The sequence below is a fragment of the Streptomyces sp. NPDC003027 genome, assembly GCF_053591435.1.
Window position 1 is genome coordinate 1 of record NZ_JBSFTU010000035.1, and the last position, 14,090, is coordinate 14,090.

Annotated in this window: 12 protein-coding genes and 1 pseudogene; 8 read left to right on the forward strand and 5 right to left on the reverse strand. The window is 71.9% G+C overall.

What is annotated here, in order from left to right; all coding sequences use genetic code 11:
* Positions 1–122: pseudogene (locus tag ACWDX6_RS22850) on the reverse strand (mandelate racemase/muconate lactonizing enzyme family protein); the annotation flags it as partial.
* Positions 123–356: 234 nt separating this feature from the next.
* Here ACWDX6_RS22850 and ACWDX6_RS22855 point away from each other — a divergent pair.
* The 8 genes from ACWDX6_RS22855 (at position 357) to xdhC (ending at position 9,384) form a co-directional block, all read left to right on the forward strand.
* The gene (locus tag ACWDX6_RS22855) at positions 357–1,127 is read left to right on the forward strand and encodes an IclR family transcriptional regulator (RefSeq protein ID WP_451486733.1); all 771 of its coding nucleotides are present in this window, start codon (positions 357–359) and stop codon (positions 1,125–1,127) included.
* Positions 1,124–2,011 carry an SMP-30/gluconolactonase/LRE family protein gene (locus ACWDX6_RS22860; RefSeq protein WP_451486734.1) on the forward strand — a complete coding sequence of 296 codons (888 nt, stop codon included), beginning with the start codon at positions 1,124–1,126 and terminating at the stop codon, positions 2,009–2,011. Before ACWDX6_RS22855 ends, ACWDX6_RS22860 begins: the two co-directional genes overlap by 4 nt.
* A 127-nt stretch (positions 2,012–2,138) precedes the next feature.
* On the forward strand, positions 2,139–3,158 hold the full coding sequence (locus ACWDX6_RS22865; protein ID WP_451486735.1) for a LacI family DNA-binding transcriptional regulator: 1,020 nt from the start codon (positions 2,139–2,141) through the stop codon (positions 3,156–3,158).
* The gene (locus ACWDX6_RS22870) at positions 3,139–3,669 is read left to right on the forward strand and encodes a SigE family RNA polymerase sigma factor (RefSeq protein WP_451486736.1); all 531 of its coding nucleotides are present in this window, start codon (positions 3,139–3,141) and stop codon (positions 3,667–3,669) included. Before ACWDX6_RS22865 ends, ACWDX6_RS22870 begins: the two co-directional genes overlap by 20 nt.
* Entirely contained in the window at positions 3,669–4,328 is a 660-nt protein-coding gene (locus ACWDX6_RS22875) for a hypothetical protein (RefSeq protein ID WP_451486737.1), read from the forward strand. The genes ACWDX6_RS22870 and ACWDX6_RS22875 overlap by 1 nt, the downstream gene beginning before the upstream one ends.
* A 400-nt stretch (positions 4,329–4,728) precedes the next feature.
* Positions 4,729–6,192, forward strand: coding sequence for a xanthine dehydrogenase small subunit (locus ACWDX6_RS22880; protein WP_451486738.1), 1,464 nt, complete (start codon positions 4,729–4,731; stop codon positions 6,190–6,192).
* Positions 6,189–8,573 carry a xanthine dehydrogenase molybdopterin binding subunit gene (xdhB, locus tag ACWDX6_RS22885; protein ID WP_451486739.1) on the forward strand — a complete coding sequence of 795 codons (2,385 nt, stop codon included), beginning with the start codon at positions 6,189–6,191 and terminating at the stop codon, positions 8,571–8,573. Before ACWDX6_RS22880 ends, xdhB begins: the two co-directional genes overlap by 4 nt.
* Position 8,574: 1 nt before the next feature.
* Positions 8,575–9,384 (forward strand): xanthine dehydrogenase accessory protein XdhC, encoded by an 810-nt coding sequence (gene xdhC, locus ACWDX6_RS22890; RefSeq protein WP_451486787.1) that lies wholly within the window; start codon positions 8,575–8,577, stop codon positions 9,382–9,384.
* Between the two features lie 41 nt (positions 9,385–9,425).
* On the opposite strand, the gene ACWDX6_RS22895 is transcribed toward xdhC, so the two are convergent.
* The 4 genes from ACWDX6_RS22895 to ACWDX6_RS22910 all read right to left on the reverse strand — a co-directional run bounded on the left by ACWDX6_RS22895 (position 9,426) and on the right by ACWDX6_RS22910 (position 14,060).
* Positions 9,426–10,532, reverse strand: a complete 1,107-nt coding sequence (locus ACWDX6_RS22895; protein ID WP_451486740.1) for a pectinesterase family protein — start codon at positions 10,530–10,532, stop codon at positions 9,426–9,428.
* Positions 10,533–10,620: 88 nt separating this feature from the next.
* Positions 10,621–11,910 (reverse strand): pectate lyase family protein, encoded by a 1,290-nt coding sequence (locus tag ACWDX6_RS22900; protein ID WP_451486741.1) that lies wholly within the window; start codon positions 11,908–11,910, stop codon positions 10,621–10,623.
* Positions 11,911–11,913: 3 nt separating this feature from the next.
* Positions 11,914–12,723: a rhamnogalacturonan acetylesterase gene (locus ACWDX6_RS22905; protein ID WP_451486742.1), complete on the reverse strand. Its 810-nt coding sequence runs from the start codon at positions 12,721–12,723 to the stop codon at positions 11,914–11,916.
* Positions 12,720–14,060, reverse strand: coding sequence for an ABC transporter substrate-binding protein (locus tag ACWDX6_RS22910; RefSeq protein ID WP_451486743.1), 1,341 nt, complete (start codon positions 14,058–14,060; stop codon positions 12,720–12,722). The genes ACWDX6_RS22905 and ACWDX6_RS22910 overlap by 4 nt, the downstream gene beginning before the upstream one ends.
* Positions 14,061–14,090: the final 30 nt, after the last annotated feature.

A 14,090-nucleotide genomic window follows, 5' to 3' on the forward strand; every position in this document is an offset into this window, starting at 1 on the left:
GTGTGTCCGAGCATCCGGGTCTCGCCGACTCCGGTGAGGCCCTCGTCGGTGTGGACCTGGACGTAGGTCAGGTTCCGCCAGGGTGTTCCGACGACGTGTGTGGTGATTCCCGTGATCCGCACGGTGGTTGCTCCCGGTGTCGCTCGTATCGATCGGTTCGTGGAGGGTTGTTCGGAGTTGCGGGCGTTCGATATTTCGTCATGCGTTCGAAATGTTGGCGTGACCGTAATCAGCCACCCGGTGGGTGTCAATGGTTCGAGCGGGAGCATTGCCCGGTGAACGAGGTGGCGGCTAGCCTGTGTTCGTCATACCGGCCAGTGGCCGGAATATCGAACAGTGAGGGTGGGTGGACGGCCATGGGGCGCCTCGTACCGGCGGTGACCAGAGCATTCGACATTCTGGAGCTCTTCCTTCACGGCGACGCAACGCTCTCCGCCCCCGAGATCACCCGCAAGCTCCAACTGCCCCGGACGACCACCCACGAGCTGCTCACCACCCTGACGGCCCGCGCCTACCTGGCGACGGTCCCGGACCAGCCGGGCCGCTACCGCCTCGGTGTCCGCACGTACCAGCTCGGCAGCCGCTACGCCGAACAGCTCGACCTCGCCGCCGAGGGGCAGGCGGTGGCCCGCGAGGTCGCCGAGACCTGCGACGAGACCGTCCATGTCGCGATCCTGGAGGACATGGACGTCATCTACATCGCCAAGGTCGACTCCACCCACGCCGTACGCATGGTCTCGGCCGCCGGCCGCCGGCTCCCCGCGCACTGCACCTCCGTCGGCAAGATGCTCCTCGCCGCGCTCCCCGAGGCCGAGCTCGACGCCCGCCTCGCGGGCCGCGAGCTGGTCTCCATGACGCCCAACAGCATCACCGATCCCGAGGCCCTGCGCACCGCCCTCGCGGAGATCCGGGCGCGCGGCACCGCCACCGAGCACCGCGAGTCCAACCCGGACGTCAGCTGTGTCGCCGCGCCCGTACGGGACACCTCCGGCCGGGTCGTGGCGGCCCTGTCCGTCTCGGTCCCCGTCATCCGCTGGAGCGAGGAGCGCGAAGCGGAACTGGCCGAACTCGCCGCCAAGGGCGCCGCCGACCTCTCCCTCCGCCTCGGCCACCGCGGCGCGCGATGAAGGCCGGCGAGCGCGCGTCCGCGTCCGGTCCGGACCGGGGGCCCGCGATCGAGGTGGCGGTGCGCGAGTACGCCGAACTCGGCGAAGGACCCACCTGGGACCCGGCCGGCGCCCGGCTGATCTGGGTGGACATCCTCGGCTCGCGCCTGCACACGTACGAGCCGGACAGCGGCCGCCGCTCCGTCACCGGCGTCGGCGAGCACATCGGCGCCGCCAAGCCCCGGGCCGGTGGCGGACTCGTGGCCAACCTCAGGGACGGCATCGGTCTGTACGACGCCGACGGCGCCTTCTCCTGGCTGCACCACGACCCCGTCCCGGACCGGCGCGGCAACGACGCGGCCGTCGCACCCGACGGAAGCCTGTGGGCGGGCACCATGCGCTACGACGAGGCCCCCGGCGGCGGCCACCTGATCCGGGTCGGACCCGACGGCACGGTCACCCCGCTGATCGACGAGGTGGCCGTGAGCAACGGCATCGGCTGGAGCCCGGACGGCGAGGTCACGTACTACGTCGACAGTCCCACCCGGCGGGTGGACATCCTCCGCGTCGAGGACGGACACCTCGTCGAGCGCCGCGAGTTCGTCACCATCGACGCGGACGCCGGGTTCCCCGACGGGCTGACCGTGGACGCGGAGGGCTGCGTGTGGGTGGCGCTGTGGGACGGCGGACAGCTCCGCCGCTACACCCCGCGGGGCGAACTCGACCGGACCGTCCGGCTCCCCGTGCGCCGGCCGACCGCCTGCGCCTTCGGCGGCCCGCAGCTGCGCGACCTGTACGTCACGACCGCCCGCACGGGTCTCGCGGCCCCCGATCCGCTCGCCGGCGCACTGCTCGTCCTGCCGGACATCGGCCAGGGCCTGCCCTGCCCGGCCTTCGCGGGCTGAACCGCCCGCGGCGCCTCCCCGGCGCCGCGGGCCGGCCGCCTGGACAGCTCACTGAGCCGCCGCTTAGGGTCGGGCCCCAAGGAACGGGCATCCGCCCGGGAAGCCGGGACCTGCCGCGGAGAACTGAGTGGTCACCCTCGCCGATGTCGCCCGTCACGCCGGAGTGTCGGCCAGCACGGTCAGCTACGTCCTGAGCGGAAAGCGGTCCATCTCCGCCTCCACCCGCGAACGGGTCCAGCGCAGCATCGACGAGCTCGGCTACCGCCCGCACGCCGGCGCCCGAGCCCTCGCCAGCAGCCGGACCGGCATCCTGGCGCTGATGATGCCCCTGCGCACCGACCTCTATCTCCCGGTGATGCTGGAGATCGCCATGGCCGTCACCACCACGGCCCGCGCCCACGGCTACGACGTGCTCCTCCTCACCGGAGAGGAGGGCCCCGAAGCCGTACGCCGTGTCGAGGGCAGCGCCATCGCCGACGCGATGATCGTGATGGACGTCGGCCTCGACGATCCGAGGCTGCCCCAGCTGAAGCGGGCCGAGCGGCCGGCCGTACTCATCGGGATGCCGGGCGACACCACCGGACTCGACTGTGTCGACCTGGACTTCGAAGCCGCCGGCGCGCGGTGCGTCGACCACCTCGCGGACCTCGGCCACACCCAGATCGCGGTGCTCGGCGAGCCGCCCGCGGTCTACGCGCGGGGCACCGGCTTCGCGGAGCGCACCGTCACCGGACTGCGCGCCGCCGCGATGGAGCGGGAGACGGGCCTGCTGCACCGACCCGTCGAGGGGACCTACGCCGCCGTCTCCGCCACCCTCGGCCGGATCTTCGAGGAACGCCCCGCCACCAGCGCCCTCGTCGTCCAGAACGAGGCCGCCGTCGAACCCCTGCTCGCCGTACTGCGCCAGCGGGGACGCGCCGTGCCCGAGGACGTCTCCGTCGTCGCGATCTGCCCCGACCAGGTGGCCCGCCACGCCTCCGTCCCGCTGACCGCAGTCGGCGTCCCCGCCCAGGAGATGGGGCGACTCGCGGTCGAACGGCTCGTCGCCCGCCTCGGCGGACAGGCGCCCTCCGGGCCGCTGCTCATCGCCCCCGAACTGACCGTCCGTGAGAGCTCAGGGAGCCGGCGTGGTCACGGCGGCCGATGATCCCGCGACCGAGTTCCAGGCCTTCTTCGAGCGCCACTACGCCGAACTCGCCCGCCTCGCCCATCTGCTGACCGGTGACCGGGAGGGCGCCGACGACCTCGCGGCGGACGCCATGGTCGCCCTCTGGCACCGCTGGGACCGGGTCCGCGACGCGGACCACCCGGCCGCCTACGCCCGCGGTGTCGTCGCCAACCTCGTCCGCAGCCGGATCCGCGGCACCGTACGGGAACGCCGCCGCGTCGCCCTGTTCTGGGACCGGCGCTCCGAGTGGACGCGCGAGCCCGACGTCACCGTCGTCGTCGACGTCCAGTCCGCCCTGCGGGCGCTGCCGTTCCGCAAACGCGCCTGCGTGGTCCTGCGCCACGCCTTCGACCTCTCCGAGCGCGACACCGCCCTCGCCCTGGGCATCTCGGTCGGCACGGTCAAGAGCCAGACCTCCAAGGGCATGGCGGAGCTCCAACGTCTGCTCGGCACCGGCGCCGCCACCGAACTCGTCGGAGGAAAGAGCTGATGGACGAAGCCCAGGTGCGCCGGCGGCTGCGCGAAGCGGCCGACTCCCACCAGCCCGACCGCGCCCGCATCCACGCCCGTGTGGAGCGCGGTCTCATGACGCCGCCCCCGCGACGGACGATGCGCGGACCACGGCGCCCGCGGACGCTGTGGATGTCGGCGATCGCCGTCGCGGCGGCCGTCGCCGGCGTCCTCTCGCTCGGCGGCCTGGCCGCGACCACCCTGCACCGGGACCCCGCCCGGGTCGCCACGGCGCCGGCCGCGCACCCGCCCCTGCGGGCCGAGGGTTCGATCGACCCCGGCAGCAACCGCTGGTGGGCGCAGAACAACGTCGCCCTGACCGCGCACACCCCGCTGACCGCGCTCACCGTCGAACTGCGGATCGCCCGCACCCCCGGCGTCGCGAACACCGGCCACTGGCGCACCCGGCCCGCCGAGGACTTCACCGTCACCGTCCACGAGGAGGCGGCGCACCTCGTCTACAGGTGGGTGCTCAAGCCCGGCCGCACCGTCCCGCCGGGCCGCCATGTCTTCGCCGGCCAGTACAACCACGCGGAGGGCGCCCGCGACACCGGAACCGACACGTACACCATCACCGCCGTCGACACCTTCCGCGAACAGCGGACCGTACGGGGCGACTTCCGGCCCTCCCCCGGCTAGGGGGCGTCTTTCCGATCAGGCCGACGCACGAGCCGGCTCAGGTCTCCGCACCCGGCCTTGACCGAGGGGACCGCGGCAACGTAATTTCGAACGCACCGGCTCGCGAACTGTTGGAAGGAGGCGAAGTCGGATGTCGACCTTCTCCGACCTGCATCGCCTCGCCCACCAGGCCGCCTGGGTTCCGGGTCGTGTAGCACACGGCTGCTGAGCAGCCCCCCTTTTTCCGGAGTGCCCTCTTCACGCGGCCCCGGTCTCTTTTGATTTCTGTCACCGTCTGCGGCACGCCCTCGCGTGCTGGTTCGCGCAGTCGGGTTCTCGAGCTGCGCCAACGACAAGAGAAGGCTCCTGAAATGGCGATGAAGGCCATCAGATCGACCACGCACCGGCATGGGAATGTGCCATGGTAGCGGCGCGGATCACGGTCAACGGCAAAGAAGCACCGATCTCACCGGCCGCGCCCCACACCACGGCGCTGGACTTCCTGCGCGAGCGCGGCCTCACCGGCACCAAGGAGGGCTGCGCCGAGGGTGAATGCGGCGCCTGTTCGGTCCTCGTGGCACGCCCCGGGACGGACAAGCCCACCGACTGGGTGGCGGTCAACGCCTGCCTGGTCCCGGTCGCGGCGCTCGACGGTCAGGAGATCGTCACCTCCGAGGGGCTCGCCACCGCCGGCGAACCCGGCACACCTCCCACCCTGCACCCGGTGCAGGAGGAGATGGCCCTCCGCGGCGGCTCCCAATGCGGTTACTGCACACCGGGGTTCGTGTGCAGCATGGCCGCTGAGTACTACCGGCCCGACCGCTGTGCGCACGCGGGGGAGGGCGACGGCGCCGACCCCGAGCACGGCCCGAACGGTTTCGATCTGCACGCGCTGAGCGGAAACCTCTGCCGCTGCACCGGCTACCGCCCCATCCGCGACGCCGCGTTCGCCGTCGGCGCGCCCACCGAGGACGACCCCCTGGCGCGGCGTCGCGAGCAGTCCCCGCCCGAACCGGTCGCGACCGCCTACACCCAGGGAGACAGCGCGTTCCTGCGGCCCGGCACCCTCGTCGAAGCGCTGCGGCTGCTGCGCGAGAGGCCCGACGCGGTGGTGGTCGCCGGCAGCACCGACTGGGGCGTGGAGGTGAACATCCGCTCCCGCCGGGCGAGTTGTGTGGTCGCCGTCGACCGGCTGCCCGAACTGCGGGAGCTGCGTGCCGCATCCGACCACATCGAGATCGGCGCGGCGCTGACGCTCACCGAGATCGAACGCCGCCTCGACGGCAGCGTCCCGCTCCTTGCCGAGCTGTTCCCGCAGTTCGCCTCCCGCCTCATCCGCAACAGTGCCACCCTCGGCGGCAACCTGGGGACCGGCTCCCCCATCGGTGACAGCCCGCCGGTGCTGCTCGCGCTGGAGGCGTCGGTGGTGCTCGCCGACGCCGACGGCGAGCGCGAGATCCCGCTGGCGGACTACTTCACCGGCTACCGGCAGAGCGTGCGCCGCCCCGGCGAGCTGATCCGCTCGGTGCGCGTCCCGCTGCCGCTGTCACCGGTCGCGGCCTTCCACAAGATCGCCAAGCGGCGTTTCGACGACATCTCCAGCGTCGCGGTCGCCTTCGCGATCGACATCGAGGACGGGATCGTCCGCAAGGCACGCGTCGGCCTGGGCGGCGTGGCCGCCACCCCGATCCGCGCCCTCGCCGTCGAGGCGGCCCTGGAGGGCGCGCCGTGGGCGGCGCAGACCGTCGAGGCCGCGGCCCGGGTGCTGCGCGCCCAGGGCACGCCGATGAACGACCACCGCGCCAGCGCCGGCTATCGCTCCGCGATGCTCGGCCAGAGCCTGCGGAAGCTGTACGCGCGAACCACCGAGGCGGTGTCGTCATGAGCCAGTTGTCCCAGCGTCCCGAGAAGCCCGTCGTCGGCGTCTCCATGCCGCACGAGAGCGCCCACCTGCACGTCACCGGGGCCGCGCTCTACACCGACGACCTGGTCCAGCGCACCAAGGACGTCCTGCACGCCTACCCCGTCCAGGTCATGAAGGCCCACGGAAGGATCACCGCGCTGCGCGCCGAGCCCGCGCTCGCCGTGCCCGGTGTGGTCCGCGTGCTGACCGGTGCCGACGTGCCCGGCGTCAACGACGCCGGCATGAAGCACGACGAACCGCTCTTCCCCGACGAGGTCATGTTCCACGGCCACGCGGTGGCCTGGGTCCTCGGCGAGAGCCTGGAGGCGGCACGGCTCGGAGCGGCGGCCGTCGAGGTCGAACTCGAGGAACTGCCCTCCGTCATCACGCTGCGGGACGCGATCGCGGCCGGAAGCTTCCACGGCGCCCGGCCCGTGCTGCTGACCGGCGACGTGGACGCCGGCTTCGCCGACTCCGCGCACGTGTTCACCGGCGAGTTCCAGTTCTCCGACCAGGAGCACTTCTACCTCGAGACACACGCGGCGCTGGCCCATGTCGACGAGGCCGAGCAGGTGTTCGTCCAGAGCAGCACCCAGCATCCTTCGGAGACCCAGGAGATCGTCGCGCACGTCCTCGGCCTGCACAGCCACGAGGTGACGGTGCAGTGCCTGAGGATGGGCGGCGGCTTCGGCGGCAAGGAGATGCAGCCGCACGGGTTCGCGGCCGTCGCCGCGCTCGGCGCCAAGCTCACCGGACGGCCGGTTCGGGTGCGGCTCAACCGCACCCAGGATCTGACGATGTCCGGTAAACGGCACGGCTTCCACGCCACCTGGAAGATCGGCTTCGACGCCGACGGCCGTATCCAGGCCCTGGACGCCACCCTGACCGCGGACGGCGGCTGGAGCCTGGACCTGTCCGAGCCGGTGGTGGCCCGCGCCCTGTGCCACATCGACAACACCTACTGGATCCCCCACGCCCGCGTCGCCGGGCGCATCGCCAAGACCAACAAGGTCTCCAACACCGCCTTCCGCGGCTTCGGAGGACCGCAGGGCATGCTGGTGATCGAGGACATCATGGGCCGGTGCGCGCCGCTGCTCGGCCTCGACCCGGTGGAGCTGCGGGAGCGCAACTTCTACCGGCGGGGCCACTCCACGCCGTACGGCCAGCCCGTCCGTCAGCCCGAACGGATCGCCGCCGTCTGGCAGCGGGTGAAGGAGAACGCCGGCCTCGCCGACCGCGAGCGCGAGATCGCGGCCTTCAACGCCGCGCACCCGCACACCAAGCGGGCGCTCGCGCTCACCGGCATCAAGTTCGGCATCTCGTTCAACCTCACCGCCTTCAACCAGGGCGGCGCGCTGGTGCTGATCTACAAGGACGGCTCGGTCCTGATCAACCACGGCGGCACCGAGATGGGCCAGGGCCTGCACACCAAGATGCTCCAGGTGGCCGCGACCACGCTCGGCATCCCGCCGCACAAGGTACGGCTCGCCCCGACCCGTACCGACAAGGTGCCCAACACCTCGGCCACCGCCGCCAGCGCCGGAGCGGATCTCAACGGTGCGGCGGTGAAGAACGCCTGCGAGCAGCTGCGCGAGCGCCTCCTCCAGGTGGCGGCCACGCAGCTGGGCGCGAACGCCTCGGACGTGCGCATCGTCGAGGGCGTCGCGCGCGTGCTCGGCGCCGACAAGGAGCTGGCCTGGGACGACCTGGTGCGCACCGCGTACTTCCAGCGGGTGCAGCTGTCGGCGGCCGGCTTCTACCGGACCGAGGGGCTGCACTGGGACGCCAAGACGTTCCGGGGCTCGCCGTTCAAGTACTTCTCCCACGGCGCCGCCGCGGCCGAGGTGGAGGTGGACGGCTTCACCGGCGCCTACCGCATCCGGCGGGTCGACATCGTGCACGACGTGGGCGACAGCCTGTCCCCGATGATCGACATCGGTCAGGTCGAGGGCGGTTTCGTGCAGGGCGCGGGCTGGCTGACGCTCGAGGACATGCGCTGGGACGACGGAGACGGGCCGAACCGCGGCCGGCTGATGACCCAGGCGGCGAGCACCTACAAGCTGCCGAGCTTCTCGGAGATGCCCGAGGAGTTCCACGTCACTCTGCTGGAGAACGCCACCGAAGAGGGCGCGGTCTACGGATCGAAGGCGGTGGGGGAGCCTCCGCTGATGCTGGCGTTCTCGGTGCGGGAGGCGCTGCGGCAGGCCGCCGCGGCGTTCGGGCCCGCCGGAGTCAGCGTCGAACTCGCCTCCCCCGCGACACCCGAGGCGGTGTACTGGGCGATCGAAGCGGCCCGCGGCGGCGACGCGCGGGGGGACGGCGGCGCGATCACCACCCCCGCGAGCGCGCTGAGCCATGCCTGAGATGACCTGGGTCGCCGCGGTCGCGCGGTTGCGGGCCCGCCGGGAGACCGGTGTGCTCGTGACCGTCGCGACCGTGCGCGGCCACGCACCCCGCAAGGCCGGCGCCAAACTCGTCGTCGGGCGGACCGGGACCTGGGGCTCGATCGGCGGCGGCAACATCGAGGCCGTCGCGATCGACCGGGCCCGCGAGCTGATCGGCACGGCGGAGCCGGAGCCGGAGCTCATGGAGTTCGCCCTCAACGACAAGGTCACCGGCCGGCACGGCGTGCAGTGCTGCGGCGGAGCCGTCACCGTCCTGCTCGAACCGCTGCCCGTGGTCCCGGCGGTGGCCGTCTTCGGCGTCGGGCACGTCGGGCTGGAGCTGGCACGGATCCTGGCCCGCCACGACCTCGATCTGCACCTGGTCGACACCCGCCCCGACATGCTCACCGACGAACGGCTCGCCGTGCTCGCGGACGCGATGGCGCAGCTCCATGTGCACCACACACCGCTGCTTCCGGAGGAGGTGCTCGAGGACCTGGCGCCCGGCACCCACGTCCTGATCATGACTCATGACCACGCCGAGGACGCCGCGCTGTGCGACGCGGCCCTGCGCACCCCCGGTCTCGGCTCCATCGGACTGATCGGCTCGCCCGCGAAATGGGCGCGCTTCCGCACCCGCCTCGCCACCGAGGGCGGCCACGACGACGCCACGATCGACCGGATCAAGACCCCGATCGGCATCACCGGGATCACCGGCAAGGAACCCGCCGTGATCGCGGTGAGCGTCGCGGCGGACCTGCTCCGGACCTTCGAGCGGGACCGCCCCTGAGCAGCGCCGAAGGCGGTCGCCGCGGTCCGCGCACCCTCCGTTCAGCGGCGGGGGCTCCAGTCGCCGAGGTAGGTGGCCCTCGTCGCCGACCCCGCCTCGGCGGCGGTCAGCTGCGGCCGGTTCGCCGGGACCGTGGTCTCGGCCCCGGGACCGGTGTTGCGGTACTCGGCGAAGCGCTGGGCCTGCCACGGATGGGCGTCGCGCATGGTGGCGTACGGTGCCACGGCGTCGATCCCGGGGCCGAGCACACTGTCCCGTACCACCAGGGACGGCCACGCCGTCGGGTCCGAACTGGGCACCCAGGGCCGGGCCAGCTTGTAGTAGCCGTCCGGCGCCTCGCTCGTCACCCGGCAGTGCGACGCCAGGAAGCCGTACGGCTGCGCGCCCGCGGTCGACGGGGCGAAGACGAAGCCGTGCGGCGCGGACGCGAGGTCGGTGCGCAGCAGCGTCCGGAAGTGGCAGTGCTCGAAGACCGCGCGGGCCCGGCCGAAGACGAAGTCGACGTCACCCTCGACATGGCAGTGCGCGAAGTACTGGCGGGCGAGGGAGCCGAGGGACCGGGAGTCGGCGTAGAGCGTGTCCTGGTGGCCGAGGAACCGGCAGTGGAAGAAGGCGGACCGGTCGCCCTGGACCTTGAGCGCGACGGCCTGGGTGTCCTTGATCCCCGGGTGGTCGGCGCGCAGGAAGTCATTGGCGAAGGTGATCCACCGCGCCGTGAAGCCGTCCGCCTGGACGGTGGTGGTCGCCGAACCGCTGGTGCCGTACGTGCCGCCGCCGGGCTTGGGCGTGCCGCTGGCGTTGTCGTACACGACGACGACGTCACGCGGGTTCTCACTCGCCCCGATCCAGGTCATGCCGGTGCCCGCCACGCCGACGGCGACGGTTTCGCGGTACGTCCCGGGGGCGATGACCAGCGTCCGGCCGGCGCCGCTCGCGGCGGTCACCGCGGCCTGGACGGTGGTGTGGTCGCCGAGGCCGCCGGGGTGGACGTACAGGGTGCGGTCCGTGAGCCGTGCGGCGGGCGAACCGAACCTGCCGAACGGGCCGCGCGACCCGGAGGCGGCGGCCGCCGGGAAGGCGAGCGGGCCGGCGGCGAGCGCCGCGCCGGCGGCGGCGGTGAGCAGGCCACGGCGACTGAGTGGGGTCATGTCACAGCTCCTTCGTGGGAGGAGAGGGGGCAGAGGGGCGGGCCAGGACGCCGGGGGCGGCGGGCCGCCCCCGGCCTCCGGGTGAGGGTCAGCGCAGCCGGCCCGCCCCCGCCCCGTGGCCGACCAGAGCCGGCACGGCCCGGGGGACGTCGACCCGGTCGCGGAGCACCGGCGTCCAGCCGGCGTCGGCGCGCAGGATCTCGCCGGGGAACTCCGCGTTGTGGACGGCGAGCAGGTCGACCTGCCTGCCGTTGACGTGGTTGCCCGCCGTGGTGACCGGGGCGTCCTTCCACTTCTTCAGGATCTTCCCCGCGCCGACGCCCGCCGGAAGCGTGAACGCGTTCTTCTCGGCGACGAGCTGGGACTCCTGCCCGATGCCGAAGCTGTACGCGTACCCGGAGGCCGGCACCACGAAATGGTTGTTGTACGCGTCGACCTTGCCGAAGCGGACCCGCGGCGCGCGCTCCACCACGTTCTTGAAGAGGTTGTGGTGCAGGGTGACACGCAGCCTGCCGCGGTCGGTCGCCCCCGCGCTGTCGCTGTTGCCGATCATCAGGGTCTTGTCGTGGTCGGCGAAGACGTTCCAGGACGCGGTCACGAGGTCCGCGCCGCGCACGATGTCCAGTTCACCGTCGTGCTGCTGGTACAGCTCGCCGTAGTACCTCGGCAGCGAACTGTCCGGGTGCGCGCCGTCCGTGAACGTGTTGTGGTCGATCCAGACATGCGTCGAGCCGTACACGACCATGCTGTCGTACTCGGAGTTCCAGGCACCGGTCGCACCGTCCGTCGGGTCCCACTGCGGGAAGCAGTCGAGCGGGCTCTCCAGGGTCAGGTTGCGGATCACGACGTTGTCGACGCCCTGGATCCGCAGGCTGCCGCCGGTGATCCCGGCGTTCCGGCCGACGCCGATGATCGTGGTGTTGGCGGGGACGTACGCCTTGATGGCCTTGCCCTGCGCCGACGCGGAGGCCGCCCGCAGGTCCTCCTGAGGGCCGCTCACCTCCGTGTCGAGCCCCCAGACCGCGGGGTCGTAGTCCGCGAGGTACCGCGCGAAGTCGTAACCGGCGGCCTCGAAGGCCGAGCAGCCCGCGGCGGTCGCGTTCAGCGTCCCCTCGACCTTGACGATCCTCGGTCCGGTGCCCGGGACGGCGAGCGCCGTCCGGAACTCCTCCCAGGTGGTGACGGTGAAGACCCGGGAAGGAACCGCAGCCGCGCCGCCCGTCGTCCCGGTGCCCTCCGACGCCCAGCCGTCCCCGGCGGGCAGCGTTCGGCGGGCGGGATCGGGCGCGGCCCCGGCCGTGGCGGCCGGACCCGTGACGGTCAGGACCAGGGCGGTGGCGGTGGTGGCGCCCACCGCCCACAGATGGGTCTGTCGCATGGGTCAGCTCTCCTCGGAATCGGGCCAGGTGATCCACTCGGCGGGGATCTCCGCGTCCAGGCGGCGGGTGTCGCCCGGTGTGAGGACGCGCGTGTGGAGGAGTTCGCCGACGACCAGCCGGGCCACGGCGATCGCGCCGGGCGGGTTGAAGTGGGTGTTGTCCTGCTCGGTCGGCGTCCAGTTGAAGTACGTCTTCGTCGTCTCCGGGCCGAGCTTCTGCCACAGCGCCAGCGACAGCTCCTGCACGTCGAGCAGCGGGACGTCCTCCTCCACGGCCACCTCGCGCATCGCCGCCGGGTAGTCGCCCAGCGTCCGCAGCGCCGTGCCGGCCGCGTCGAACTTCCGCCGCTCGACGGAGGTGGCGAGCACCGGGAGCGCGCCGCGCTCCCGCGCGCCCCGGACATAACGGCGCAGGTTGTGCTGGTAGGAGCCCCAGGGCTCGGTGTACCGGCTGGGATCGGTGACCTTCTGGTCGTTGTGCCCGAACTGGACGAGCAGGACGTCGCCGGGCCGGATCGCCGCCAGGATCGTGGTCAGCCGGCCCTCGTCGATGAAGCTCTTCGTGCTGCGGCCGTTGATCGCGTGGTTGGCGACCGTGACGTTCTTGTGGAGGAAGAAGGGGAGCGCCATGCCCCACCCCGTCTCGGGCGCCGCGTCCGCGTACTTCTGGGCGGCGGTGGAGTCCCCGGCGATGTACAGCGTGCGCATACGGTGGTGTCCTCGGGAAAGGGCCGCGGCGGGCGCCGCGGCCAGGGCGAGCGCGAGGCCCGCCCCGGCCGCGACCACCTGGCGGCGGCTCGCGGCGGTCGTCACTTGTTCTGCGCCTTCCACTCCGCCTGGGCGGTGTTCAGCTGCTCGGCCAGGTCGTCCAGGAACTGCTTGGCCGTCGCCTTGCCGAGCAGGACCTTCTGGAAGGCGGGTTCGTTGTCGGCCTTGGAGATGGTGTTCCAGTCCGGCAGGTAGTACGGCAGCTGCACGATGGTCGCCTTGCCGCTGAAGAGGATCTCGGCGGCCAGCTTCGTCGGCTCGGCCTTCTGGATCCAGGCGTCCTTGGCCGCCTCGGTGTTGGCGGGGATCGCCCCCGCCGACTCGTTCCACCTGCTGTTGGAGGCGTGCGAGGCGGCGAACTCGATGAACTTCCACGCCGCGGCCTTGTTCTTGCTCGACGAGAACAGCCCGAGGCCGTCGACCGGGTTGGAGACCTGGACCCGGGTCCCGTCGTCCGTCGTCGGGTTCGGGATGCCCCGGAACTTCTCGGTGCCGAGGGCCTTCACATGGTCCTTGTACGACCCGAGGTTGTGGTTGAGCATGCCGATCTCGCCGCTGTCCCACTGGGCGACCATCTTGGTGAAGTCGTTGTTGACGTCGGCGGCGGGGGTGTTCTTCTTGAAAAGACCCACGTACTTCTCCAGCGCGGCCACGTTCTTCGGGTCGTTGACCGTGGTCCTGTCGCCGTTCCAGAAGCTCGTGATGCCGCTCTGGCCGTACATGGCGTCCAGCGCCTGGGCGATGGAGCCCGAGCCCCCGCGGATGGTGTAGCCGAACCTGTTCTTGCCCTTGTCCGTCAGTCTGTCGGCCGCCGTGTAGAACTTCGACCAGGTGGTGGGCTCCTCCAGACCGGCCGCCGCGAAGAGGTCGGTGCGGTAGTAGAGGACACCGTTGCTGGCGGAGGTCGGGACGGTGAACAGCTTGCCCTGGCCGCCCGCGGACTTCACGCTCTCGACCATTCCGGTGTTCAGCTTGCCCTTGAGCGAGCTGCTCTCCAGCCGTGCGTCGAGCGGTTCCAGGGCGTTCTGGGCGGCGATCCCGGCGAGCATCGCCGCTCCCACACCGCCGACGTCCGGCAGGCCGCCGCCCTGGATGGCCGTGTCGTACTTGGACTGCACCTCGGTGGAGGCGATCCCGACGTAGTTGACCTCGATGTCGGGATGCTGCTTCTCGAAGTCCTTGATGATCTCCTTCCAGACGTCGGTGCGGACACCGCCGTTGTTGTCCCAGAAGGTGATCTCTCCCTTGCCCGAGCCCTCGTCGCCCTTGTCGCCGGCCGCGCCGGAGCCGTCGTCTCCACAGGCGGTGGCGGTCAGGGCGAGCACGGTGGTCAGCGCGAGGGCACAGACGGCTCTGCGCCGCCCGCCACGGAAGATGGTCATCGTCGGCTCTCTTCTCTCGGGGTCCTACAG